Source organism: Microbacterium sp. AG1240, from assembly GCF_003635115.1.
Taxonomy (GTDB): Bacteria; Actinomycetota; Actinomycetes; order Actinomycetales; family Microbacteriaceae; genus Microbacterium.
The window spans coordinates 166,541-189,539 of the sequence record NZ_RBXJ01000003.1; the positions used below are offsets into that span (position 1 = coordinate 166,541).

Genomic DNA, 22,999 nt, shown 5'->3' on the forward strand with positions numbered 1-22,999 from the left:
GCATCCGCCTCAGTCCTGCGCGGCCTTGCGCTCATCGCGCTTGCGGCCGGCGCGAGCGACGAAGAAGAGCACCGAACCGATCGCGATGTACGCCAGGGCCCCGAGCCACACCACGCCGGTCTGCTGGGTGAGCAGCACGATGCTCGCGATGATGGCGAGCACCGGCACCACCCGCGGCACCGAGAAGTGCGTGTGCTCGACCTTGTCCTTCTTGAGCACGAGCACGCTGACGTTCGCCGAGAGGAAGACCAGCAGGAGCAGCAGCACCGTCGTCTCGGCCAACGTCGCGACATCGCCGAGGAAGGTGAGACCGATCGTCGCCACGGCGACGGCCACGATCGACACCCACGGGGTGCGACGGTTCGGGAGCACCCGCGAGAAGGCTCTGGGGAGCAGACCCGACTCGGCCAGGCCGTACCCGACGCGGCTGGCCATCACCATGAACAGCAGCGCGCCGTTCGCGATCGCTACGAGCGCGATGAGCCCGAACAGCCACGGAGGCAGAGCGATACCGGTGGCGGCCACGACGTCGAGAAGGGGTCCGGTCGAGGAGGCCAGGTCGGCGGCCGGGAGGATCATCGCCGCGCCGAGCGCGATCAGCAGGTAGACGATCGCGGCGGTGCCGATCGCACCGAACAGCGCTCGCGGGTAGGCCCTGGAGGGGTTCTTCACCTCTTCGGCCATGTTGGCGGCCGCCTCGAAACCGAGGAAGGAGAAGAAGGCGATGATGGATGCCGCGAACACGCCCTCCACCGGCGCCTTGTCGGGCGAGAACTCGAGAAGGCGGGCCGGGTCCCCTCCGCCCCCGCCGATGAAGACGGCGGCCAGCACGATGACGATCACGAGCCCCGACACCTCGATCACCGACGCGACGAGGTTCGCCCCGAGCGACTCGCGGACGCCGCGGAGGTTGATCAGCGTCAGCAGGATGATGAACACCACGGCCGTCGGAGCGGCGGGCACGTCGATGATCGCGGCCAGGTAGTCGCCGGCGAACGCGTTCGCCAACGCGGCGGCCGTCGTGATGCCGGATGCCATCATGAGGAAGCCGACCAGGAACGACAGGTACGGCACCCCGAACGCCCGATCGGCGTAGCGCGCCGCGCCTCCCGCGTGCGGGTACTTCGTGATGAGCTCGGCGTAGGTCCCCGCCGTGAGCAGGGCGATGATGAGCGCGACGACCAGCGGCAGCCAGATGACACCGCCCACGTCCCCGGCCATGGAACCGACGAGGGTGTAGATGCCCGCGCCGAGCGTGTCCCCGACGATGAACGCGAAGAGCAACGGAGTACCGACGGCGCGCTTGAGGCCGGTCGGAGCTGCGGGCTCGGTGGCCGTGGTGTCGTTGGTCATCGTGCTACTCGACCGGGTGACGCCGGGCGATGCAAGCCCTCGTGCGCGATCCGCGCGCGTGGGGTATAGGCCGGTGCCGTTACTGGTCGGTGAGCACGATCTCCGACAGCGGGCGGCGCTCGCGCGGCGCCGTCTCGCGCGCGATCAGCGTCTCGTCGCCCAGTGCCTCCGCCGGGGCGAGTGCCCCGATGGCCGTGACGGTGAGGGGACGGATGCGGACGGGCAGCTCGAACGCGGCCGACACCGCGTCGGCGTCGAAGCCGCCCATGGTGTGCACGTGGAGCCCGCTCGCGTGCGCCTGGATGCTGAAGTGCGCCATGGCCTGCCCCAGGTCGTACTGCGCCCACGGACGGGGCTCGCCCTCGGGGCCGGTCTGCTCATAAGCGGCGACGACGAGTGCTCCCGCCGAGCCCGCCCAGACCCCGTTGAACCCGGCGAGCGTCGCGGCGATACGGGCGAAGGCCTCGGTGCCGCGTCGGGCGACGATGAAGCGCCAGGGCTGCGAGTTCGCGGCGGACGACGACCAGCGCGCGGCCTCGATGGCAGCGGCGAGCTTCTGCTCGTCGATCGTCTCGTCGGCGACGAACGAGCGGGGGCTCCAGCGCTCCGCGAGGACGGGAAGGATGGGGGTGTCGGTGCGGGCGACGCGATCCGTGACGGTGTCGATGCTCATGACGTGCTCCTCGGGCCATGTGTGTCTGGATCGCGCGCCGTTGAGCGATCGGCGCGGGTGCGCCACGGTGTGGAACGCGGAGCGGCCAGGTCTATTCCCGCGCATATGCAGCACCTCGCTCCTCGTTACACAGGAAGGGTTGCTACGGTCCAGGGGTCGGCATCTCGCGGGCGTCAGGGAAGACAGCTCGGTTTTGTCGCCTCCTCTGGGATATCAGGGGAGCATCATGACTCATTCCGCCACGGCCGTCGTGTACTGCGAAGGCACCTTCGGGCGCCAGGACGGCAAGACGGCGAACGGTCTCGTTCGCCACTCGGAGAAGTATCGGATCGTCTGCGTGATCGACAGCACGCTCGCCGGTAGCGACGCCGGCACGGTGCTCGGCGATCTCGCGTCGGGCATCCCGGTCGTCGCCGATCTCGGTGACGCGATCGTGCACGCGGGACGCGTGCCCGACACGATGATCTTCGGCATGGCCCCCGCCGGCGGAATGTTGAACCCCGCCCAGCGCGCCGATCTCCTCGACGCCATCGTCGCGGGCATGAACCTCGTCAATGGGCTGCACGAATTCCTCAACGACGACGCCGAGTTCGCCGCGGCGGCCCTCCTCGCGGACGTGACGATCACCGACGTGCGACGGACGAAGGACAAGAAGGATCTGCGCCTGTTCACCGGCGAGATCTTCGACGTGACCTGCCCGCGCGTGGCCGTTCTCGGTACCGATGGCGCGATCGGCAAGCGCACCACGACGACCCTCCTGGTCGAGGCGCTCGGCGCCCGAGGCATCAAGGCCGTCATGATCGGCACCGGCCAGACCGCCCTCATTCAGGGCGCGCGCTACGCCGTGGCCCTCGACGCCACCGTTCCCCAGTACTGCTCGGGCGAGGTCGAAGGCCAGGTCGTCGCTGCGTTCCACGACGAGAACCCCGACATCATCGTCGTCGAGGGGCAGGGAGCGCTCAGCCACCCGGCCTATCTCACGTCGGCGTACATCCTTCGCGGCGCCCGCCCCGACGGTGTCATCGTGCAGCACGCACCCCTGCGCGGCACGCTCGGAGACTATCCGGCCATACCGATGCCGACCGCGGCGAGCGAGATCGCCCTGATCGAGGCGTTCGCCCGCACCCGCGTGATCGGGGTCACCATCAACCACGAGAACATGACCGACCAGCAGGTCACCGACGCCATCGACGAGTACGAGCTCGAGTTCGGCGTGCCCGCGACCGACCCGCTGACACGGCCGATCGATCACCTGGTCGAGATGGTCTTCCAGGCCTACCCCGCCCTCCGAGAGAGGTCGGTGCTCGCCGCCACCTGACCTCGGCCGGCCCGGCGAGCACCGTGGACGAGACTCGTCTTCGCCGACGGGCCTGTCGTCAGCGGCCCGGGGTCTCGGCGGGCGGCGTGGGCTCACCCGCCGGAGGAGTGGGTGCGTCGGTCGGAGGCGTCGGCGCCGTTCCCTCTGCGGGCGGCGTGGGCGCCGTCCCGTCGGTCGGCGGAACCGGCGGGGTGCGCCCGTCGCGTTCTGCCGGACCCTCGCCGCCGGCGCAGGCTCCCGGTCGGCCGGGTCCGGCCGGAGGAGTCGGGGCCGCTGCGTCGGTACCGGGGGTCGGTGCCGCGCCCTCAGCGGGGGGCGTCGGCGCCGCGCCGTCCGAACCGGGAGTCGATGCGGTCGCGTCGGAACCGGGGGTCGGTGCGATCCCGTCGGCACGGACTGCCGACGACGAGAGCGACGACGCGGTGGCACTCGACTGGGCAGCCACCGCGGCCGTGCCGCCGGCGAGACCGGCCGCGACGATGACCGCACCGACGATCAGCGCCGGGCGCATCCACCGTCGCGGCTGAGGCTCCTCGGTCACCGTCGGACGGGTCAGCGGCAGCGTGTCGTTCTGGTCGTCGTGATCGTCGGAGTTCGGCGAGATGTGGTCGTTGTTCATGGTGATCCTGTCCGCCGGGGACGCTCCGCCGGCTTCTCTCTCCAGCCTGTGATCGATGTCTGAAGCAGGCCTGAAGTCGGCGAGCACGCAGCATCCACCTACCGAACGCATAAGGGCCGTCCAGTCGCGCGGCGTACCGTGCCGAGGATGCCTGCCCCCGCCCGCGTGCTCGTCCTCGACGACGACGAGACCATCCGACTGTCGGTCGTGACGGCGCTGCGGGCCGACGGCCTCATCGCGGAGGGCGATGCCGACGGCCGTCACCTCGCCGAGAGACTGGCGACGTTCCGGCCCGATCTGCTGGTGCTCGACTGGATGATGCCCGGGCCGAGCGGCATTCGCCTGCTGCCGGTGATCCGCGAGGCGGGCGATACCCCCGTGATCATGCTCACGGCCCGCGACGATGTCGACGATCGCCTCCGCGGCTTCGCCGGCGGCGCCGACGACTACGTGGTCAAGCCGTTCTCGATGGCCGAGCTCGTCGCGCGCACGACCGCGGTGCTGCGACGCCGGGGCCGTCTGCCGTCGACGATGGAGGTCGGCGACCTCGTCGTCGACCCGGATGCCGCGCTGGCACGCCGGGGCGGAGAGACTCTCGACCTCACGGCCACCGAGTTCCGGCTGCTGCGGATGTTCATCGAGAGCCGGGGGCGGACGCTGTCGAAGGCGCAGATCCTCACCGAGGTGTGGGGGTACGACGACTACGACCCGAATCTCGTGGAAGTGCACCTCAGCGCGCTGCGTCGCAAGATGGAGACCCGGGGTGCGCGCATGATCCACACCGTGCGCGGCCTCGGCTACCGGCTGAGTGTCGCGCCGTGACCGCCGCGGGGGCACTGCGCACCGGGTCGCTGCGCCGACGCACCATCGTGGCGGTGCTCGCTCTTCTCGCGCTGGTGCTGATCGTTCTCGTGATCGTCGTCGACGTGGTGCTCGGGGCACGGCTCCGTAGCCAGATCGAGGATCGCCTCCGTGACCGCGCGTCTGCGGCCGCGTCGCTCGTGGGCACCGTCGATTCCGAGGACCTCGCCGAGCGCCTCTCGGCACAGGGGCTCTCCGTGCGGATCGACGACGCCGGCGGCGGTTCGGTGGTCGCGGGCCCGAGTCCCGATCAGCTGCGCGAGGGCCCTCCGGGCGGGCCCGGACCGAACGGTCCGCCCGCGCCTCTCGCGTCGACGCCGTCGACGACCTCGGCGGGCGCGACGGTCACCGCGTCGGAGCTCAGCGGCGACGATCGGCTGATGACACTCCGCTCCACCCTGAGCGACGGGTCCACCGTGACGCTCACGGCCTCGACCGCCGGGATCGACGAGACGCTCGCCCAGGTGCGGTGGGTCATGGTCATCGCATCCGTCGTCGTCCTCGCCCTCGGCGCCGGGGCGGTCGTGCTCATCGTGCGCGGCACCCTCCGCCCCCTCGACCGCATGTCGGACGCCGCGCGCTCCGTCGCCGCCGGCGACCGGGATCGGCGCCTTCGCCCGACGCGACCCGACACCGAGATCGGTCGGGTCGCCGCCGCATTCGACGACATGCTCGACGACGTGGTGGGGGCAGAACAGGCTGCCCTCGACGCCGAGACGCGGCTGCGCGCCTTCCTCTCCGACGCCGCGCACGAACTGCGCACGCCCGTCGCCGGCATGCGGGCAGCCGCGGAGACCCTGATCCGGGCCGACCTCGACGGTCCCGATCGCGAGCTGCTCGCGGCTCGCGTCGTGCAGGAGGCCTCGCGCGCGTCGCGTCTCGTCGACGACCTGCTCACGATGGCGCGCGTCGACCAGGGCCTCGAGCTGCGTGCGCAGAAGATCGATCTGCGCGCACTGCTCGACGACGAGACCGAGCGGATGCGGCGGGTGCACCCCGGTTTGCGGCTCGACCTGCGGGTACCCTCCGACCCCGTTCCCGTCACCGTCGACGCCGACCGCATCGCGCAGGTCGTGGCGAACCTCGTCGACAACGCGGCCCGCGTCACCGCCGGCACCGGACGGGTGCGGGTCGAGCTCGCCGTCGGCCCCGGCGACACGGCGTCGACAAGTGTCACCGACGACGGGCCGGGTGTCCCCGACGGCGACCGCGAGCGCATCTTCGAGCGGCTTCTACGACTCGATCCGGCTCGCGCGGCCCGCACCGGCGCCGGCCTCGGCCTCCCCATCGCCCGCGGCATCGCCCGGGCCCACGGCGGCGACGTCGTCTGCGAACGGCATGTCGGCGGCGCGAGGTTCGTGGTGTCGCTCCCGACGGGCGTGATCGCCCGGGCCCCGGCGATGGTGCCGTTCTGACGCGACGGTCGACGAGCGGGCGCCCCCGACTCACGACGGCCGCCGCGGCGGGCGCGGCGAGGTTCTCGCCCGCGTTCAGGAGTACGACCGGTGCGCCCGCATCCCGAGCCGGGTGACGATCTCGTAGTTGATCGTCCCGGCCGCCGCCGCCCAGGCGTCCGCGCTGTTCACGCCCTCGTGGGCGATGACGACGACCTCATCCCCCACGCGGGGAGGCTGCGGTCGGCTCGATTCGTCCTCTCCATCGAGACCGATCACGAACTGGTCCATGGCGATGACTCCGAGGATCGGATGCGCCACACCGCCGATCGTGACGGACATTCCCCGCGCCGATCGAGGAAGCCCGTCTCCGTACCCCACCGGGACGAGTCCCACGCGCGTGGGACGGGACGTCGTGTGACGTGCTCCGTAAGAGATGCCGTGACCGGCAGGGAGCACCTTGATCGCCGACAGCACCGTGCGGAACGAAAGGGCCGGTTGCAGGGTGAACGGAGCTGCCGCTGAGGACGGGAGTGGGGACAACCCGTAGGTTCCGATGCCGACGCGCACCATGTCGTAGTGCAGGTCAGGCCGCCGCAGGGCCGCCGCCGTGTTGGCAAGGTGCGCGACCCGCACGCCGAAGCCGTGCTCGCGGGCGGCCGCAACGGCGTCGTCGAAGGCCTCGCGCTGGCAGTCGGTCTCCGTGTCGCGAGCGGGGTCTTCGGCCACCGAGAGATGCGAGAACACTCCTTCCACGCGGATGGTTCCGCGCCGCTCGTGCTGTTCGGCGATGACGAGCAGGTCATGCCACCCCCGAGGCGTGGATCCGTTTCGCCCGAGCCCCGTGTCGATCTTCAGGTGGACGGTGGCGCGACGCCGCGTGACGACGGCGGCGCGCGCCGCGCGGTCGAGCTCCTCCCGGGAGGAGATCCCGAGACGGACGCGTCGCGCCACCGCCTCCTCGAACGGAGAGTGGGGTGTGTGCAGCCAGGCCAGCAGGGGCGCCTCGATGAAGGCGTCGCGCAGTGCGAGCGCTTCAGCGATGTGGGCTACGCCCAGCCACGATGCTCCGCCTTCGAGGGCGGCTCGCGCAACGGCGATGGCTCCGTGGCCGTATGCATCGGCCTTGACGACCGCCATGACCTCGGCCGGCGACACCAGCTCGGCGAAGCGACCGACGTTCTCCCGGATAGCGTCCAGACGCACGTGGATGGTGCGTTCTACGCCACCGGCGGGAATCCCGGACATGTCAGCTGAGGACGGCGTCCGACGGTGTCGCGGGGAGGTCGAATGCGCGGGCGACCGGCACGTTGACGACCGATCCCGCGTGCACACTGAGCCCTCCCGCCAGCGCCCTGTCGTCACGGAGGGCGCTCTTCCACCCGAGCGTCGCGAGCGCGGCGACGTACGGCAGCGTCGCATTGGTGAGAGCCCGCGTGGATGTGGCGGGCACGGAGCCGGGCATGTTGGCCACGCAGTAGTAGATCGAATCGTGGACCGCGAAGGTGGGGTCGTCGTGAGTGGTCGGCCGTGATCCCTCGAAGCATCCTCCCTGGTCGATCGCGATGTCGACGAGCACCGATCCCGGCTTCATTGTGCGCACCATGTCGGTGGTGACGAGCTTGGGGGCCTGTGCTCCCGGGATGAGTACCGACCCGACGACGAGGTCAGCGGAGGCGACCTGATCGGCGATCTCATACGTTGTCGACGAGCGTGTCTCCACTCGGCCGTCGAAGATCCTCTCCAGCTGGCGCAGTCGAGGCAAGGACCGATCGATGACGGTGACCCGGGCGCCCATGCCGAGGGCGTTCGCGGCCGCGTGCTCTCCGGCGACGCCCCCTCCGATGACGACCACGTGCGCCTTCGGTGTGCCGGGAACCCCGCCCATCAGCACACCCACCCCGCCCTGGGATCGCATGAGGTGGTAGGCCCCCACCTGCGATGCGAGTCGGCCAGCGACCTCGCTCATCGGCGACAGGAGCGGAAGCGACCCGTCGGGCAGCTGTACCGTCTCGTACGCGATCGCCGTGGTTCCGGAGGCCAGAAGCGCGTCGGTGCACTCGCGCGATGCGGCGAGATGCAGGTAGGTGAAGAGCACCTGACCCTCTCGCAGGTGCGGGTACTCCGACGGGATCGGCTCCTTCACCTTCAGCAGAAGCTCCGCCTGCTCCCACACAGACCCGGCCGACCCCGAGATACGGCCCCCCGCGCGCACGAAGTCCTCGTCGAGGAACCCCGATCCTGCGCCGGCACCGGCCTGAATCACGACATCGTGGCCCAGCCCAGCGAGCTCGTGCACGCCCGCGGGAGTGATGGCGACACGGTTCTCGTTGTTCTTGATCTCAGTGGGCACGCCAACGATCATGAGGATCTCCTTCGGATTGTGGGCTCTAGTATGAGAACAAAAAGAAGCATCCAGCGTTCCAACCGAAGGATTCGCGCGTATCCCAGCGGTGATCGACCAGGTGTTTCACGTAAGAGGAAGTCGGACGTCGCGATGGCGAAGAATCCACGAACCCCCGAGCTGGACGACATCGACGCGGCCATCGTCAGGGCCCTGATCCACAACGGACGCGCGTCGAACCGGCAGCTCGCGACCCTCGCCGGCGTCGCGGAGTCCACAGCTCACACACGGTTGCGGTCCCTCGAGACGCGGGGAGTGATCGTCGGCTACGAAGCGGTGATCTCACCCACCGCCCTGGGGAACTCGATCCAGGCCTTGATCGGGGTCTCGCTGCGCGCGGGTGCCCGTCAAGCGCATATCGAGGCGTTCACCGCCCACGTGAGACGCCTGCCGGAAGTGACGCAGTTCTTCTTCGTCGGAGGCGGCGATGACTTCGTGATCCACATCGCTGTCGCAGACTCCGCGTCGCTGAGGCAGTTCGTCGTCGAAGAGATCTCGGGTCACGAGAGTGTCGCCTCGACACGCACCAGCATCATCTTCGATTACGGGCGCAGCCAGTCGCTTCCCGTCGCGTGAAGCCGCGAGAGGCTAGAGGCGCCGCAGGCGCAGCTGCAGCATCAGGCTGAAACGCTGATCAGGGTCTTCGAGATCCGCCCCCAGCAGCTCCTGGATCCGACGCAGGCGCAGCCGGAACGTATTCGGATGCACGATCAATTCCGCCGCTCCCGTCCGCACGTCGCCGAATTTCTCGAGGTACATCTCCAGTGTGGCGACCAGTTGCGTGCCGTGCCTGTCGTCCCATTCTTCGAGCTGCGTGACAGCGTCGCTCACCGTGCGATGTTCGTCGATCCAGCGCTCCTTCATCTCCGCGAGGATCACATCGTGTCTGACTTCATCTATTCGGTATGCCCCTCGCTCTCGCTTGGCGATGACGCGGAGCACCCGATCAGCGTCGGACCGCGACCGGTTGAGCTCCGCGATGTCGTCGACGAGCTCGCCGATACCCAGCCGCACCGGCAGACGTGTCGCCCGTTGGGTGACGAAGTCGCCGCCGACACTCGACAGGTAGGCCCGTTCCGACGCGTGCTTCTCGTCGACGGGGAGGACGCCGTACACGACCTTCCCGATCACTCCCGCGACACTGTGCGGATGAAAGGTCAACAGGTGCAGTTCGAAGGTGCGGCTGATCCGATCCATACGAACCACATCTGCGGGGTCCTCGTTGACGCTGTCCACGGAGGTGACCGCGCAGACGGCGTACTTCTTGGAATGCAGGCCGAGCTCGTGGGCGGCGTGTCTCGCTGAGTCGCCGCCGGCCAGAAGAGCCGCGAGTTGACGACGGCGTTGCCGTTGTGAGGCGTCTGCTTCCACGCGTTCGCGCAGCATCTGTATCGCGACGAGGCGGGATGCTTCGACGAGCACGCGTTGCTGATGCCCGTCCAGTGGCGCATCGACGACCGCCCAGATCGACCCCAGGAGAGACTCTCCGGCGGTGACCCGGATGACGGCGCGGCCACGTTCGTAGATGTCGCCCGCTTCCACGAATATCGGCAGGGGTTCGGCGTAGATGCGGTGGAAGATCCCCGCCGACCTCAACCGTTGCTTCGAGGAATCGGGGACCTGCTGCCCCAGCACTGCTGCACGGCGGGAGCGATCGGCGGGATGATCCCCCGACGAGAAGGCCACGATCCGGGAGTTGACGTCTTCGATGGTGATGGCCGCATCGAGCAATGCCGCAACCGAATTGGCGAGGGATCGCAGATCGGCCGCGTCTCCGATGAGGTGAGCCTCCGTGGGTCGGCTCAGTTCCAGCGTGCTTCGCGAGATCGTGAGAGTGGCGGCGGCCGCGACCTGATTCCACGGCACGCCGCGGACAAGACCGATGACGGGAACCCCGGTCTCCTCCAGCTGAGCCGCGGCGTTCCGGTCCACGGAGATCGGTTCTCGCAGGACGACGGCGGCAGCGTTGCGATCGGTGAGGTGACGGATGAGGTCGAGGATCGACTCGTCGCCCGCGACCCCGACACCCAGCACGAGAGACCCGGGTGTGATCAACGAGTGATCGAGCGGGTCGAAGATGCTCACGGTGGAGACCATCACCGATGGGTCGACTCGTCCGATCGCGAGCTCGACGACCGTGGATCCGAGTTCGCTGAGCACCTTGTTGAGGGACACTCCGGATGTCGGCGTCGTCATCGCGCCTTCACTGGGTCGTGCGCGGCGAGGTGCGGTGAGTCGACGAGCGGAGCGGGCCCCCACTGCTCGGGCCACCAGTGGCGCAGCAAGGCATGCCCGACCTTGCCGTTCGTGATCTCACCCTCGTCCTCCGGAGCGAACAGGAGATCGTGCGACCCTCGCGTGGACGCGGCGTACGAGAAGCCCGTGCCGCGGAACCTCACGATTCCCATATCGCTGCGCACGCCCGGGTAGAAACCGGTCTTGCTCGCCGAGACAACGGGTTGGACGATGCGAAGTTCCTCCGCGTAGGGGGCCACCTTGATGTAGCGCAGCACCTGGTCGCGGCGCCACCGCGGTGAAGATCTTCCCGGCGAGCACCGTCGGGTCCGACTACGTCCGGCAACTGGCGGGGCCACTCCCCGACGTGCAGACCCTGCCTTCAGGTGGGGTCACTCTCGAAGCAATCCCGGCGTGGATTCGTGCAGGCTGCATCGCGGTGAGCCTGGGAGGGCCACTGATCGTCGACGCCTTCGCCGGTGGCGACCTCGAAGAACTCGCCCACCGGGCACGTCAGGCAGTCCGCTCCGTTGCGGAGACCCGGGGCGGCTCATGACAAACCCCGTCCACATTGTGACCGTTGGCGAGACGATGGGGTTGGTCGCAAACGACCGTCCCGGTCCTCTTCATGCATCCCGCGCGCACACACTGAGCTTCGGAGGCGCGGAGAGCAACGTCGCGATCGCGCTTGCCCGGCTGGGAACGCGAGTGTCCTGGGTGAGCAGGCTCGGCGATGACCCGATCGGTGACCTGATTGCCCGCGAGCTTCGCGCCGAGCAAGTCGAGGTGCATGCCCCGAGGTGCGCCGACCGGCCGACCGGATTCATGCATAAACATCGGCAAACCACGTCGACGGGTACCGTGAGCTTCTGGCGCCGCGGTAGCGCTGCATCCACAATCGAGTCTTCGGACGTCCCTAATGAATTGCTGCACAGTGCGGACGTTGTGCATCTCACCGGCATCCTCCCCGGGCTCTCCGAAACGGCGCTGGACTGCGCTGTCGACATCGCCCGGCGTGCCCGGGCGGCAGGCGCCAGTGTCTCGTTCGACGTGAACCACCGCGAAGCCGTCTGGCGCGACCGAGACCCTCGCGAGGTGTATGCGTGGATCGCGTCGCTGTCCGACGTAGTGTTCGCCGGAGAGGACGAGGCCGCCCTGCTCGTCGGTACCGGTACCGCACCGGAGCTTGCCGAACGGCTGCTGGACCTGGGCCCTCGGGAAGTCGTGATCAAGCGCGGGGCCAAGGGCGCGCTCGGCGCAAACCGGCTGCAACGCGTGGAGCAGCCCGCAATTGCCGTGGACGTAGTCGACACAGTAGGCGCTGGCGATGCCTTCGTGGCCGGCTACCTCAGCTTGTGGGGAACCGATACGCCCATGACAGCGCGTCTCAATCGCGCCGCAGCAGCAGGCGCGTACGCGTGCACAGTCATCGGCGACTGGGAGGGCAGCGCCACCACCGCCGAGCTCGGCCGCATCGGCGCGCGAGAAGGAATCATCCGCTAACGCTCACACCAGCGGAGCGCCGACGTAGTGCTCGTCACTGCAATCGGAGTCGAGCTCAATTAAACCCGGCTGCGAGCTGTGGGGGCAGCTCACCACCCACGCCTTGCGTGAGGGCCGCGGCATCGGCCTGACCCTCGTGTCATCTTCGCCCAGCTTGCCTTCGGGCACGTTGTCGCAGCCCCCTAGGGCGCGGTTAACGCCACCAAGCCGGCCGGGAGCGTTCGCGCTACGCCGTCGAAACCCATAACCCTGACGTCACGAGGGACCTAAACGTCCTTCTACATCCCCACGGCCATGTCGGTGAAGCGCGAGTAGTGGCCCTGGAAGGCCACGGTGATCGTGTCGGTCGGACCGTTGCGGTGCTTCGCGACGATCAGGTCGGCCTCGCCGGCACGCGGGCTGTCTTTCTCGTACGCCGCTTCGCGGTGCAGCAGCACCACCATGTCGGCGTCCTGCTCGATCGAGCCCGACTCGCGGAGGTCGGAGAGGGCGGGCTTCTTGTCGGCTCGCTGCTCGGCGCCACGGTTAAGCTGCGACAGCGCGATGACGGGAACCCCGAGCTCCTTTGCGAGCAGCTTGAGCGCACGCGAGAACTCGCTGACCTCCTGCTGACGCGACTCGACGCGCTTGCCGCTCGTCATGAGCTGCAGGTAGTCGATGACCACCATCTTCAGACCCTCGCGCTGCTTGAGGCGGCGGCACTTCGCGCGGATCTCGACGAGCGTCATGTTGGGGCTGTCGTCGATGTAGAGCGGCGCCTCGTTGATACGGCCGCGCGTGGCGGCGATCGTCGTCCAGTCGCGGGAGTCGAGGGTTCCCTTGCGCATGTTCTGCAGCGGGATCGCGCCCTCGGCACTCATGAGACGCATGGCGATCTCGCTGCGCCCCATCTCGAGCGAGAAGAAGATCGTCGGCATGTTGTGCTTGATGGCCGCTGCGCGGGCGAAGTCGAGCGCGAGCGTCGACTTACCCATGGCGGGTCGCGCGGCGATGATGATCATCTGGCCCGGGTGAAGGCCGTTGGTGAGCTGGTCGAGTCCGCTGAACCCTGTGGGGATTCCGGTCATCTGACCGTCGCGGCCGCGGGCGGCCTCGATCTCGTTGACGGCGGCGTCGACGGCGATCGTCAACGGCACGTAGTCTTCGGCGGTCTCGGCTCCCGAGACGTTGTAGATCTCGGCCTGGGCGTTGTTGACGAGGTCGAGGGCGTCGCCCTGCCCGTTGTAGCCCATCTGCACGATGCGGGTGCCGGCCTCGACGAGGCGGCGCAGCAGGGCCCGCTCGGCGACGATCGAGGCGTAATAGCCCGCGTTGGCCGCGGTCGGCACGATCGACGTCAGCGTGTGGAGGTAGTCGGCACCGCCGGCGCGCTGCAGCTCGCCGGTCTTGATGAGCTCGTCGGTGACGGCGACGACGTCGGTGGGCTCGCCGTGCGAGTAGAGGGTCAGTACGGCGTCGAAGATCAACTCGTGCTTCGGCACGTAGAAGTCGGCCCCTCGCAGCGTCTCGATCACGTCGGCGACGGCGTCTTTCGACAGCAGCATTCCGCCCAGCGCACTCTGCTCTGCCAGCAGGTCGTGCGGAGGGGTGCGCTCGTGCTTGCGGGGTCCGCCCAGGCGTTCTTCCGAGATGTCGGCGATCGACACGTGGTCTCCGTTCATGGGCTCCGCGGGGTTGTGCGCATCGGCGCGCGGAGCGCACCGAAAAACGAAGCGGACGAGGTGCGATCCGCTTCGGGAGATGTCACCACCAACCTCCGACACGGCCGGTGATCGCGCGTCTCGACGGGGTTTCTTCGGTGGGCTGCCCCCACGCTATGGAGGCGATCAGCCCCTCGCAAACCGGCCTGTGGATAAGTCTGTGGAGAGATGTCGAGAAACGCCGGGCGGCCTGTGTACAACACCTGTGGAGAATCTGCAGAATGCTACTTACTTGAGGGTAATAAATGCCGCCTGATCAGGCATTAGTGTATCCACATGCCACCCTCCCCAGACGACTTGAAGTGTGGGTTGAAGGTTCTGCGAAACCATCTGCCGCATGTGTACAACTTCGGGGATAACTGCCGCGAAAACTTGACATCGGCGGTCGGAAGAGTCGCTCGGGCGCCGAGCGATCGGCGCACTGACGTCGAACGACGGATGCCGCGGACCCCTGAGGGTCCGCGGCATCCGATGGTCCCGAAGGACCGACGTTCGGTACTACTTCGCAGCAACTACCTGGAGGGTGATCACGGCGGTGAGATCGTCACGCAGGCGAACGGTCGCCTCGTGCTCGCCAACCGACTTGATCGGCGACGTGATCTGGATCTTGCGCTTGTCGAGGTCGCCGAGACCGGCGGCCTTGACGGCGTCTGCGACGTCGCCGGTCTTGACGGCGCCGAAGAGGCGGCCTTCGTTGCCGGCCTTGACGGCGAGCTTGACCTTGTTCGACTCGAGGGTGTCCTTCAGGGCGACGGCCTCTTCGTGGTCGTGGATCGCGCGCGATTCACGGGCCGCGCGAATCGACGCGACCTGCTTCTCGCCACCGCGGGTCCACGCCACAGCGAATCCCTGGGGGATGAGGTAGTTACGGGCGTAGCCGTCCTTGACCTCGATGACGTCTCCGGCGCTACCGAGCCCCGTGACCTCGTTCGTGAGAATGAGCTTCGACATGGTTGCTCCTTAGCGGCCGGCGCCGGCGTAAGGCAGGAGAGCCATCTCGCGCGCGTTCTTGATCGCGCGGGCGATGAGTCGCTGCTCCTGCACCGAGACACCGGTGATACGACGGGCGCGGATCTTCCCGCGCTCCGAGATGAACTTGCGGAGGGTGGCGACATCCTTGTAGTCGATGAGGCCGACGCGGATCGCCTTCGCGGGGGCCGCGTTCTTCGCGCCCTTCCGCGGCTTCCGGCGGTCGCCGGTGGCTTTTCCAGCCATAGTGCTTCCTTACTGTGAAATGTGGATGCTGTCTCTCGGCACCGTGCGGCTCTCACCGCGCTGCCGATCGACGGGCATTTAGAAGGGGGTGTCGTCGCCGTAGCTGCCGGGCGTGCTCCACGCGTCGGCTCCGCCGGCGGCAGGAGTGCTGCCTCCGGTCGAGGATCCGGGCGTCGACCACGGCTCGTCGGCCGCGACCTGCGGACGGGACTGCCCGCCACCGGTCTGGCCGCTTCCGCCGCCCGACGCTGCGCGCGTGACCTGTGCGGTCGCGTAACGCAGCGAGGGGCCGATCTCGTCGACCTCGAGCTCGATCGAGGTGCGGTTCTGGCCCTCGCGGTCCTGGTAGGAACGCTGCTTGAGGCGACCGGTCGCGACGACCCGTGCACCCTTCGTCAGCGAACCCGCCACGTGCTCGGCGAACTCGCGCCACACCGACGCGCGGAGGAACAGCGCTTCGCCGTCCTTCCACTCGTTCGCCTGACGGTCGAACGTGCGGGGGGTCGACGCGATGGTGAAGTTCGCCACCGGGAGCCCGTTCTGCGTGTAACGCAGCTCGGGATCGGCGGTGAGGTTGCCGACGACCGTGATGATCGTTTCACCGGCCATGGCGCTACGCGTCCTGCTTGGCGGGGCGCGCTGCCTTGCGGGCAGCCTTCTCGTCGGAGCGCTGCTTCTCGGAGGCGATCATGGCGATCGCTTCCTCGGCACGGAGGACCTTGGTACGCATGATCTGCTCGTTCAGCTTGAGCTGACGGTCGAGTTCCTGCGTGGCCTCGCTCGTGGCGGTGAAGCTGACGACGGCGTAGATGCCTTCGTTCTTCTTCTGGATCTCGTAAGCGAGTCGCCGGCGGCCCCAGATGTCGACCTTGTCGATCGAGCCGCCGTCGTTCGTGATGACCTTGAGGAAACCATCGAGCTTCGGAGCGACCTGGCGCTCGTCGACCTCGGGATCAAGGATGACCATGAGTTCGTACTGGTGCGTCACTAACCCACCTCCTTCGGACTAGAACGGCTTCCGGGCATTTCCCGGAAGCAGGAGGGTGTGTGCACGTCATCGGGACTCACGCGGACAGACCGCTGCCAGACAACCTCCTCAGTGTAGCGGATGCCCCGTCCCCTCCGTCGCCCTACCCGCGAGACCGCGTCTGCGCGGCGAGACCCGGGCAATATGTCGGGGTCTCGCCGCGGGGAACGGGTTTCGCGGCCAGGGCCAGCGGCGGCGCGTGGGTAGCGTGGACGTCATGCAGCGGACAGCCGAGACCCGATGAGCGGCGTGGCGTTCGACGCGCGCCCCTTGACCGAGCCCGTCGACGCGCGCGAGGCGCGAGCCCACGTCCGACGCATGAAGACGGAGGGGCGCGCCCCCACGTCGAGCGCCGCGGGCATCGTCATCGTGGTCATCGGCGGGTTCGTGATCGTCTCCACCCTCTTCACCGTCGGCGTCGGCGTCGTGACGGCGCTCGTGCGGGGCGGGCTCGGGGGCGTCGCCGTCTTCCCCGTGATCGTGGCCATCGCGGTCTGCGGGGGCATCGTCTTCCTCGCCGTGCGCGGCGTCCGCGGCCGGGCCGTGCGCTGGATGCGTCTCGACCGGTTCGCCCGGGCGAACGGACTCACCTACGTACCGAAGCTCGATGACCCGCAGCTGCCCGGCATGATCTTCCACCGGGGGAGCAGCCGTGCCTCGACCGACCTGATGCGCGGAGAGCAGCCCCGCTTCGTCGAGTTCGCGAACTACAGCTACACGACGGGCAGCGGCAAGAATCGCACGACGCATCGCTGGGGCTACGTCGCGGTCAAGCTCGACGTGCCGTTGCCGCACATCATCCTCGACGCGATCGGCAACAACGGCCTCTTCGGCGCCTCCAACCTCCCCGCCACTTACGACCGCGACCAGCGGCTCAGCCTCGAGGGCGACTTCGACCAGCACTTCGCGCTGTACTGCCCTCAGGGCTACGAACGCGACGCGCTCTACCTGTTCACGCCCGACATCATGGCGCGCTTCATCGACAACGCCGCGCAGCTCGACGTCGAGATCGTCGACGACTGGCTCTTCCTCTATGCCAAGCGCGACGTGTCGACCCTCGACCCGGCGACGTGGGGCTGGCTGTTCACCGTGGTCGCCGCGCTGCTCGACAAGCTCTCCCAGTGGGCGCGTTGGCGTGACGACCGGCTCGCGCCCCCCGCCCTCGACGCGGTCGCCTCGGGCATCCCGGGCGCGCAGCCCGGACAGGCGCCGGTTCTGCTTCCGCCTCCGCCCGGCGTCGCCGCATCCGGCCGTCGACTCAAGACGCGCGTGTCATGGGTCGCGCTGATCGTCTTCGGCGTGCTCGGACTGGGATGGCTCTTCACCGTGATGGGCGGCTGGACGGCCCTCCTCGGTCGCTGACCATCGGGGATGCGGCAACCCCCCGTGACGCGGGTGCGTCACGGGTGCAGAGTGGAGGTACCGCCCCGAAAGAAGGAGAGCCATGAAGGCAGTGCAGTATCGCGAGATCGGCAAGGGACCCGAGGTCGTCGAGATCGACACCCCCGAACCCGGCCCCGGCCAGATCCGCCTCAAGGTCACCGCGGCAGGGCTCTGCCACTCCGACTGGTTCGTCATGGACCTTCCCGAGGAGCAGTACACCTACGGTCTGCCGCTCACCCTCGGTCACGAAGGCGCCGGCGTCATCGACAAGCTCGGCGACGGCGTCGAGGGCCTGAAGGTCGGAGACCCCTACGCCATCTACGGGCCGTGGGGTTGCGGGCGCTGCCACGCCTGCGCTCAGGGCGCCGAGAACTACTGCCCCTACGCGGCCGAGCTCGGCATCACCCCTCCCGGCCTCGGTGCGCCCGGCGCGATGGCCGAGTACGTCATCGTCGACGACCCGCGCCATCTCGTGCCGCTCGGCGACCTCGACCCGGTCGAGACCGTATCGCTCACCGACGCCGGCCTCACGCCGTACCACGCGATCGTCTCGGCCCGCGAGAAGCTCTACCCGGGCGGCGTCGCCGTGGTCATCGGCGTCGGAGGCCTCGGCCACGTCGGCGTGCAGATCCTGCGCGCGATCTCGCAGGTCACGGTCATCGCCGTCGACGTGAGCGAGGAGAAGCTCGAACTGGCGACCGAGGTCGGCGCTCACCACACGGTGGTCTCCGGCCCGGGCGCGGCCGACAGCATCCGCGAACTCACGAACGGACTCGGCGCGTCCGCCGTCTTCGACTTCGTCGGCGTGCAGCCCACCATCGACCTCGCCCGCGAGGTCGCCGCCGTCAACAGCTTCATCCACATCGTCGGGATCGGCGGTGGCATCATGCCCGCCGGCTTCTTCTCCACGCCGATGGGCGCGGCCGTTCGTGCTCCCTACTGGGGCACGCGCGGCGAGCTCATCGAGGTGCTCGATCTCGCCCGCACCGGGTCGGTCGGCGTGCACGTCGAGCGCTACGACCTCGATCAGGCCGTCGAGGCGTACCGCAAGCTCCACCACGGCGAGGTGCGCGGCCGCGCGGTCGTCGTTCCCTGACACGTCGGCGCCGGAGCACCGCACCGAGGTCGGAGGTTTTCACGTGAAACCTCCGACCTCGGTGCATTTCTCCGGCGAGCGGATGCTGCGGGGTCAGCCCTTCGCGAGCCCGAACGCCGCCAGCTCGGCGGGCTCCAGCATCCGGGAGCGGATGAGGAACCGCATGCCCGTCGGGCCCTCGACCGAGAAGCCGGCGCCCCGGCCCGGCACGACGTCGATGGTGAGGTGCGTGTACTTCCAGTATTCGAACTGCGACTCCGACATGTACACCTCGATGGGGTCGTCGAGCCCGGCGTCGATCGCCCCGAGATGCACGTCACCCGACCCGGTGAGGAACATCCCCACCGGGTAGCACATGGGCGAGCTGCCGTCGCAGCATCCGCCCGACTGGTGGAACATCAGCGGACCGTGCTGCTTCGTCAGGTCGCGGAGCAGCGATGCCGCGGCTTCGGTCACGTCGACCCTCGAATAGTCGGTCATGACAGGTCCTTTCGTCGAGCGGTTGCGGCGACAGCGCCGATCAGAAGAAGCCCATCGCCCCGTCGGCGTACGACACGAGCAGGTTCTTCGTCTGCTGGTAGTGATCCAGCATCCGCAGGTGGTTCTCGCGCCCGATGCCCGACTGCTTGTACCCGCCGAACGCCGCGTGCGCGGGGTACTGGTGGTAGGTGTTCGTCCACACGCGTCCGGCCTGGATCGCCCGTCCCGCACGGTAGGCGGTGTCACCGTTGCGGCTCCACACGCCCGCACCGAGGCCGTAGAGACTGTCGTTCGCGATCGACATCGCGTCGTCGAAGTCGTCGAACGAGGTCACCGACAGCACCGGACCGAAGATCTCCTCCTGGAAGATGCGCATGTCGTTGGTGCCCTCGAAGACGGTCGGGGCGACGTAGTAGCCGCTCGAGAGCTCGCCTCCCAGGTCGACCCTCTCGCCGCCGGTGAGGAGCTTCGCCCCGCCCTGCTTTCCGATGTCGATGTACGACAGGATCTTCTCGAGCTGATCGTTCGAGGCCTGCGCGCCGATCATCGTCTCGGGGTCGAGCGGATTGCCCTGCTTCACCTTCGCGACCCGGTCGAGTCCGTCGGCGAGGAACCCGTCGTAGATCGAGCGCTGGATGAGCGCTCGCGACGGGCACGTGCAGACCTCGCCCTGGTTCAGCGCGAAGAGCGTGAACCCCTCGAGCGCCTTGTCGTAGTAGGCGTCGTCGGTCGACCGCGCGACGTCTTCGAAGAACACGTTCGGGCTCTTGCCTCCGAGTTCGAGCGTCACCGGGATGAGGTTCTGCGAGGCGTACTGCATGATCAGGCGACCGGTCGTGGTCTCGCCGGTGAACGCGATCTTGCGGATGCGCTTGTGGGAGGCCAGGGGTGCTCCGGCCTCGATGCCGAAACCGTTGACGATGTTCACGACCCCGGCCGGCAGCAGATCGCCGATGAGGTCGAAGAGGAACAGGATCGATGCGGGCGTCTGCTCGGCGGGCTTGAGCACGACGCAGTTTCCCGCGGCGAGCGCCGGGGCGAGCTTCCACGTCGCCATGAGGATGGGGAAGTTCCACGGGATGATCTGTCCCACCACACCGAGCGGTTCGTTGAAGTGGTAGGCGACCGTGTTCTCGTCGAGCTGACTGAGAGAGCCCTCCTGGGCCCGCAGCACGCCCGCGAAGTAACGGAAGTGGTCGATCGCGAGCGGGATGTCGGCGGCGAGCGTCTCACGCACCGGCTTGCCGTTCTCCCACGTCTCGGCGACCGCGATCGACTCGAGGTGCTGCTCCATGCGGTCGGCGATCTTGTTGAGGATGATGCTGCGCTCGGCGGGCGTGGTCTTGCCCCAGCCGGCGAACGCCTTCCACCCGGCGTCGACGGCCCGGTCGATGTCTTCGACCGTGCCTCGGCCGACCTCGCAGAACGCCTTCCCCGTGATCGGGGTGATGTTCTCGAAGTACTCGCCCTTGACCGGGGCGACCCATTCGCCGCCGATGTAGTGGCCGTACCGGTTGCGATACTCGGCGAGCGCACCGCGCTGGCCGGGAGCTGCGTAGACGCTCGAGACGCCCTCTTCGACGATGGTCATGTTGTGTCTCCTTCGACGGTCATGAATCGCCGCGGCGGCTTCACGGCGGCGATGCCCCGACGGTACGTCGGCGCACGTTGCATCCGGTTGCGCGGATCGAAGGAGACGAACGGATGCTGCGACGGGCACGCCGCGGCATCCGGAGAGCCGACTACACCTCGGCGTCGACGAGCACCGAGCGCAGCGGCGGCACGTTGCCCTCGTGCAGGTCGAGACCCTCGAGGCGCTCGATCGAGACCACCCGGGGAGCGACGGCTCCGCCGTCGGCGACGATCCAGCTGCCGACGAGGAGGAAGGCGTCGTTGCCGGAGGTGACGGGGCCGGTCACCGCGAAGACGCCGTGCGTGGGCGTCTGGAGAGTGGCGCGCACCGGGGTGCCGTGCGCGAGAGAGCCGGGGTCGACGACCTCCGCATCGGCGTCGGCCTCGGGGCCGGCCACGCCGAGTTCGATGCGCTGGATCTCGGAGCTCGTCGCCAGGATCACGTCGCCGACGATCGGCTGACCGCCCACCCCGATGCGCACCGGACCCTCGACGGCGTACAGCCCGTAGCGCGGCGAGCGCACGATCACCCGCGCGATGTCGCCGGAGCGCACCTCGGCGAGCGCCTCGCGGATGCGCGCGACGTCGCGGCGGGCGCGGGCGGCCGAGAAGATGTCGAGGGTCTGTGCGTCCATGTCTTCAGCGTAACGACCGCCGCCGACGGCTCCCCGGTCAGTGCTGCTCGAGGCGTTCGATGCGTGCGACCAGCCCGGCGCGTTTGGGCGAGCGCGCCGGAAGCAGTGCCAGGCACAGACGCAGCACCTCGTCGTCGTCCCGCCCGTCGGCGGTGTCGGCGTAGGCGAGGAGGACGTCGACCCCCGCCTCGGCGATCAGCGCCTCTCTGAGGGCGAGCCGCACCGATTCGCGCACGTCGACGACGCCGGGCGAAGTCGAGTCGGGCAGCACGGGACCGCGATACGCGGCGAAGGCGACGCGGTGGGCACCGCGATCGAGGAGCGACAGGACGTGATGGGCATCGGTCTCGAGCGGCGACGGGAGCCGGTAAGGCCGCGAGGTGGGCACGAGACCCGGTGCGATCGGCTCGAGCACGCGGCGCAGACGCACCATCTCCGGGCGCAGGGTCTCGGGCGTCGCATGGTCGTAGACGAGCTCGCTCAAGGCCTCGGCCGACAACCCTTCGCGGTGCACGGCGAGCATGAGGAGGATCTCGGCGTGGCGTGCCGACATCTCGACGGCCGTCTCGACGCCGTCGCCCGTCACCTCCAGCAGAGCGCGGTCGCGGCCCAGGGTGCGTAGCATCGCGTCCTGGCGAACCGGCGGTCGGCGCCGCACGGGTGCGCGACCCGCGGCTGCAGCCCGCGCCCGCAGGCGGGCGACGAGCAGCTCGCCCTCGACCGCCCGAGCCGTCGCGTCGACGAGCAGCTGGGCCTGCGGTGTGACCGCCTCCACCCCGCCCGTCACATCGATCACTCCGAGCAGCTGTCTCGTCTCCGGGTCGTGCACCGGAGCGGCCGTGCACGACCACGGCTGCACGAGGCGGTTGTAGTGCTCCGCACCGCGGATCTGCACCGATCGCCCGAGCGCGAGCGCCGTCCCCGGGGCCGACGTGCCGACGGCGTGCTCTGCCCAGTTCGTCCCCTCCACGAAGCCCATGTCTCCGGTGAGGGATCGCACGTGCCGGTCGCCCTCGACCCACAGCAGTCGCCCTGCCGCGTCGCCGACCGCGACGACCACCCCTGATTCCTCCGCCGTGCCGGGCAGCAGCAAAGACCGCACCATCTCCATCACGCCGGCGAGCGGGTGGGTGCGGCGGTAGGCCTCGAGCTCGTCGCCCACGAGCTCCACCCGGGGCAGTGCCTCCGCTCCCACGAGCGACGCGAGCGAACGGCTCCACGATTCGCGCACGATGCCGCGCACGTCCCCGACCCGGAGGTCGTCGGCGTTGCCGGAGAGGAACTCCTCGTGAGCACGCTCGATGAGCAGGCGCGAGGTGTCGGGCGCCACCCGCGGCCGGGGAGACCACGATGAGGACAAGATGCTCCGATCAACGGTGATGGGGCTGACGCCAGTGTAGGCGCGGCCCCGTGGATCGGCTAGGTCGTCGTCATTCCGCTATTACGCAGTGCGTGGTACCGTTCGATCGAG

At 68.8% G+C, this 22,999-nt stretch carries 24 protein-coding genes; 8 read left to right on the forward strand and 16 right to left on the reverse strand.

All coding sequences use genetic code 11. The features are described 5' to 3' along the window. Nucleotides 1-9: 9 nt before the first annotated feature. Together DEU34_RS12915 and DEU34_RS12920 are read right to left on the reverse strand one after the other, a co-directional pair. Nucleotides 10-1,353, reverse strand: a complete 1,344-nt coding sequence (locus DEU34_RS12915; protein WP_121150896.1) for an APC family permease — start codon at nt 1,351-1,353, stop codon at nt 10-12. Between the two features lie 79 nt (nt 1,354-1,432). Then, entirely contained in the window at nt 1,433-2,026 is a 594-nt protein-coding gene (locus DEU34_RS12920) for a nitroreductase family protein (protein ID WP_121150898.1), read from the reverse strand. Nucleotides 2,027-2,252: 226 nt separating this feature from the next. Here DEU34_RS12920 and DEU34_RS12925 point away from each other — a divergent pair, with 226 nt between their 5' ends. Continuing rightward, a complete protein-coding gene (locus tag DEU34_RS12925; protein WP_121150900.1) occupies nt 2,253-3,344 on the forward strand; it encodes a DUF1611 domain-containing protein in 1,092 nt (363 codons plus the stop codon). 58 nt (nt 3,345-3,402) lie between these two features. On the opposite strand, the gene DEU34_RS12930 is transcribed toward DEU34_RS12925, so the two are convergent. Then, nucleotides 3,403-3,963 carry a hypothetical protein gene (locus tag DEU34_RS12930; protein ID WP_121150902.1) on the reverse strand — a complete coding sequence of 187 codons (561 nt, stop codon included), beginning with the start codon at nt 3,961-3,963 and terminating at the stop codon, nt 3,403-3,405. A 147-nt stretch (nt 3,964-4,110) separates the two neighbouring features. Here DEU34_RS12930 and DEU34_RS12935 point away from each other — a divergent pair, with 147 nt between their 5' ends. Together DEU34_RS12935 and DEU34_RS12940 are read left to right on the forward strand one after the other, a co-directional pair. Then, nucleotides 4,111-4,785, forward strand: coding sequence for a response regulator transcription factor (locus DEU34_RS12935; protein WP_121150904.1), 675 nt, complete (start codon nt 4,111-4,113; stop codon nt 4,783-4,785). Then, nucleotides 4,782-6,239 carry a HAMP domain-containing sensor histidine kinase gene (locus tag DEU34_RS12940; RefSeq protein ID WP_121150906.1) on the forward strand — a complete coding sequence of 486 codons (1,458 nt, stop codon included), beginning with the start codon at nt 4,782-4,784 and terminating at the stop codon, nt 6,237-6,239. Before DEU34_RS12935 ends, DEU34_RS12940 begins: the two co-directional genes overlap by 4 nt. 75 nt (nt 6,240-6,314) lie before the next feature. Here DEU34_RS12940 and alr read toward each other — a convergent pair whose 3' ends face one another. Then, nucleotides 6,315-7,424: an alanine racemase gene (gene alr / locus DEU34_RS12945; protein ID WP_183042480.1), complete on the reverse strand. Its 1,110-nt coding sequence runs from the start codon at nt 7,422-7,424 to the stop codon at nt 6,315-6,317. 43 nt (nt 7,425-7,467) lie between these two features. Beyond that, nucleotides 7,468-8,583 carry an alanine dehydrogenase gene (ald, locus tag DEU34_RS12950; protein ID WP_121150910.1) on the reverse strand — a complete coding sequence of 372 codons (1,116 nt, stop codon included), beginning with the start codon at nt 8,581-8,583 and terminating at the stop codon, nt 7,468-7,470. 132 nt (nt 8,584-8,715) lie between these two features. Between ald and DEU34_RS12955 the strand changes: the two genes are divergently transcribed. Next, the gene (locus DEU34_RS12955; RefSeq protein WP_121150912.1) at nt 8,716-9,198 is read left to right on the forward strand and encodes an Lrp/AsnC family transcriptional regulator; all 483 of its coding nucleotides are present in this window, start codon (nt 8,716-8,718) and stop codon (nt 9,196-9,198) included. A gap of 12 nt (nt 9,199-9,210) precedes the next feature. Here DEU34_RS12955 and DEU34_RS12960 read toward each other — a convergent pair whose 3' ends face one another. Continuing rightward, complete coding sequence (locus DEU34_RS12960; RefSeq protein ID WP_121150914.1) at nt 9,211-10,818, reverse strand: helix-turn-helix domain-containing protein; 1,608 nt, start codon at nt 10,816-10,818, stop codon at nt 9,211-9,213. Then, a complete protein-coding gene (locus DEU34_RS12965) occupies nt 10,815-11,135 on the reverse strand; it encodes a hypothetical protein (RefSeq protein WP_121150916.1) in 321 nt (106 codons plus the stop codon). The genes DEU34_RS12960 and DEU34_RS12965 overlap by 4 nt, the downstream gene beginning before the upstream one ends. Nucleotides 11,136-11,155: 20 nt before the next feature. Between DEU34_RS12965 and DEU34_RS12970 the strand changes: the two genes are divergently transcribed. After that, the gene (locus DEU34_RS12970) at nt 11,156-11,413 is read left to right on the forward strand and encodes a hypothetical protein (protein ID WP_121150917.1); all 258 of its coding nucleotides are present in this window, start codon (nt 11,156-11,158) and stop codon (nt 11,411-11,413) included. Beyond that, nucleotides 11,410-12,360: a sugar kinase gene (locus DEU34_RS12975; RefSeq protein ID WP_121150919.1), complete on the forward strand. Its 951-nt coding sequence runs from the start codon at nt 11,410-11,412 to the stop codon at nt 12,358-12,360. Before DEU34_RS12970 ends, DEU34_RS12975 begins: the two co-directional genes overlap by 4 nt. Nucleotides 12,361-12,638: 278 nt before the next feature. Here the strand turns inward: DEU34_RS12975 and dnaB are convergent, their stop codons facing one another. The 5 genes from dnaB to rpsF form a co-directional block, all read right to left on the reverse strand. Further along, nucleotides 12,639-14,021: a replicative DNA helicase gene (gene dnaB / locus DEU34_RS12980; RefSeq protein ID WP_116646935.1), complete on the reverse strand. Its 1,383-nt coding sequence runs from the start codon at nt 14,019-14,021 to the stop codon at nt 12,639-12,641. 537 nt (nt 14,022-14,558) lie between these two features. Continuing rightward, on the reverse strand, nt 14,559-15,011 hold the full coding sequence (gene rplI, locus DEU34_RS12985; protein WP_121150921.1) for a 50S ribosomal protein L9: 453 nt from the start codon (nt 15,009-15,011) through the stop codon (nt 14,559-14,561). A gap of 9 nt (nt 15,012-15,020) precedes the next feature. Further along, nucleotides 15,021-15,275 (reverse strand): 30S ribosomal protein S18, encoded by a 255-nt coding sequence (rpsR, locus tag DEU34_RS12990; protein ID WP_116646937.1) that lies wholly within the window; start codon nt 15,273-15,275, stop codon nt 15,021-15,023. A gap of 78 nt (nt 15,276-15,353) precedes the next feature. Next, nucleotides 15,354-15,884 (reverse strand): single-stranded DNA-binding protein, encoded by a 531-nt coding sequence (locus DEU34_RS12995; protein WP_116646938.1) that lies wholly within the window; start codon nt 15,882-15,884, stop codon nt 15,354-15,356. A 4-nt stretch (nt 15,885-15,888) separates the two neighbouring features. Beyond that, a complete protein-coding gene (rpsF, locus tag DEU34_RS13000; protein ID WP_116646939.1) occupies nt 15,889-16,263 on the reverse strand; it encodes a 30S ribosomal protein S6 in 375 nt (124 codons plus the stop codon). Nucleotides 16,264-16,542: 279 nt separating this feature from the next. Here rpsF and DEU34_RS13005 point away from each other — a divergent pair, with 279 nt between their 5' ends. Both DEU34_RS13005 and DEU34_RS13010 read left to right on the forward strand, forming a co-directional pair. Further along, a complete protein-coding gene (locus DEU34_RS13005) occupies nt 16,543-17,664 on the forward strand; it encodes a hypothetical protein (RefSeq protein ID WP_121150923.1) in 1,122 nt (373 codons plus the stop codon). A gap of 82 nt (nt 17,665-17,746) precedes the next feature. Beyond that, nucleotides 17,747-18,781: an NAD(P)-dependent alcohol dehydrogenase gene (locus tag DEU34_RS13010; protein ID WP_121150925.1), complete on the forward strand. Its 1,035-nt coding sequence runs from the start codon at nt 17,747-17,749 to the stop codon at nt 18,779-18,781. Nucleotides 18,782-18,874: 93 nt separating this feature from the next. On the opposite strand, the gene DEU34_RS13015 is transcribed toward DEU34_RS13010, so the two are convergent. The 4 genes from DEU34_RS13015 to DEU34_RS13030 form a co-directional block, all read right to left on the reverse strand. Continuing rightward, on the reverse strand, nt 18,875-19,261 hold the full coding sequence (locus tag DEU34_RS13015; protein ID WP_121150927.1) for a DUF779 domain-containing protein: 387 nt from the start codon (nt 19,259-19,261) through the stop codon (nt 18,875-18,877). A 40-nt stretch (nt 19,262-19,301) separates the two neighbouring features. Next, a complete protein-coding gene (locus DEU34_RS13020) occupies nt 19,302-20,852 on the reverse strand; it encodes an aldehyde dehydrogenase family protein (protein WP_121150929.1) in 1,551 nt (516 codons plus the stop codon). Nucleotides 20,853-21,003: 151 nt separating this feature from the next. Beyond that, nucleotides 21,004-21,528 carry a hypothetical protein gene (locus tag DEU34_RS13025; RefSeq protein ID WP_121150931.1) on the reverse strand — a complete coding sequence of 175 codons (525 nt, stop codon included), beginning with the start codon at nt 21,526-21,528 and terminating at the stop codon, nt 21,004-21,006. 37 nt (nt 21,529-21,565) lie between these two features. Further along, on the reverse strand, nt 21,566-22,888 hold the full coding sequence (locus DEU34_RS13030) for a GAF domain-containing protein (protein WP_121150933.1): 1,323 nt from the start codon (nt 22,886-22,888) through the stop codon (nt 21,566-21,568). Nucleotides 22,889-22,999: the final 111 nt, after the last annotated feature.

What these genes read in the sequence shown, in the direction of transcription:
- DEU34_RS12915 (WP_121150896.1), bottom strand. Translation starts at nt 1,353, where the DNA reads ATGACCAACGACACCACGGCCACCGAGCCCGCAGCTCCGACCGGCCTC.
- DEU34_RS12920 (WP_121150898.1), bottom strand. Translation starts at nt 2,026, where the DNA reads ATGAGCATCGACACCGTCACGGATCGCGTCGCCCGCACCGACACCCCC.
- DEU34_RS12925 (WP_121150900.1), top strand. Translation starts at nt 2,253, where the DNA reads ATGACTCATTCCGCCACGGCCGTCGTGTACTGCGAAGGCACCTTCGGG.
- DEU34_RS12930 (WP_121150902.1), bottom strand. Translation starts at nt 3,963, where the DNA reads ATGAACAACGACCACATCTCGCCGAACTCCGACGATCACGACGACCAG.
- DEU34_RS12935 (WP_121150904.1), top strand. Translation starts at nt 4,111, where the DNA reads ATGCCTGCCCCCGCCCGCGTGCTCGTCCTCGACGACGACGAGACCATC.
- ald (WP_121150910.1), bottom strand. Translation starts at nt 8,583, where the DNA reads ATGATCGTTGGCGTGCCCACTGAGATCAAGAACAACGAGAACCGTGTC.
- DEU34_RS12955 (WP_121150912.1), top strand. Translation starts at nt 8,716, where the DNA reads ATGGCGAAGAATCCACGAACCCCCGAGCTGGACGACATCGACGCGGCC.
- DEU34_RS12960 (WP_121150914.1), bottom strand. Translation starts at nt 10,818, where the DNA reads ATGACGACGCCGACATCCGGAGTGTCCCTCAACAAGGTGCTCAGCGAA.
- DEU34_RS12975 (WP_121150919.1), top strand. Translation starts at nt 11,410, where the DNA reads ATGACAAACCCCGTCCACATTGTGACCGTTGGCGAGACGATGGGGTTG.
- dnaB (WP_116646935.1), bottom strand. Translation starts at nt 14,021, where the DNA reads ATGAACGGAGACCACGTGTCGATCGCCGACATCTCGGAAGAACGCCTG.
- rplI (WP_121150921.1), bottom strand. Translation starts at nt 15,011, where the DNA reads ATGTCGAAGCTCATTCTCACGAACGAGGTCACGGGGCTCGGTAGCGCC.
- rpsR (WP_116646937.1), bottom strand. Translation starts at nt 15,275, where the DNA reads ATGGCTGGAAAAGCCACCGGCGACCGCCGGAAGCCGCGGAAGGGCGCG.
- DEU34_RS12995 (WP_116646938.1), bottom strand. Translation starts at nt 15,884, where the DNA reads ATGGCCGGTGAAACGATCATCACGGTCGTCGGCAACCTCACCGCCGAT.
- DEU34_RS13005 (WP_121150923.1), top strand. Translation starts at nt 16,543, where the DNA reads ATGAGCGGCGTGGCGTTCGACGCGCGCCCCTTGACCGAGCCCGTCGAC.
- DEU34_RS13010 (WP_121150925.1), top strand. Translation starts at nt 17,747, where the DNA reads ATGAAGGCAGTGCAGTATCGCGAGATCGGCAAGGGACCCGAGGTCGTC.
- DEU34_RS13015 (WP_121150927.1), bottom strand. Translation starts at nt 19,261, where the DNA reads ATGACCGACTATTCGAGGGTCGACGTGACCGAAGCCGCGGCATCGCTG.
- DEU34_RS13020 (WP_121150929.1), bottom strand. Translation starts at nt 20,852, where the DNA reads ATGACCATCGTCGAAGAGGGCGTCTCGAGCGTCTACGCAGCTCCCGGC.
- DEU34_RS13025 (WP_121150931.1), bottom strand. Translation starts at nt 21,528, where the DNA reads ATGGACGCACAGACCCTCGACATCTTCTCGGCCGCCCGCGCCCGCCGC.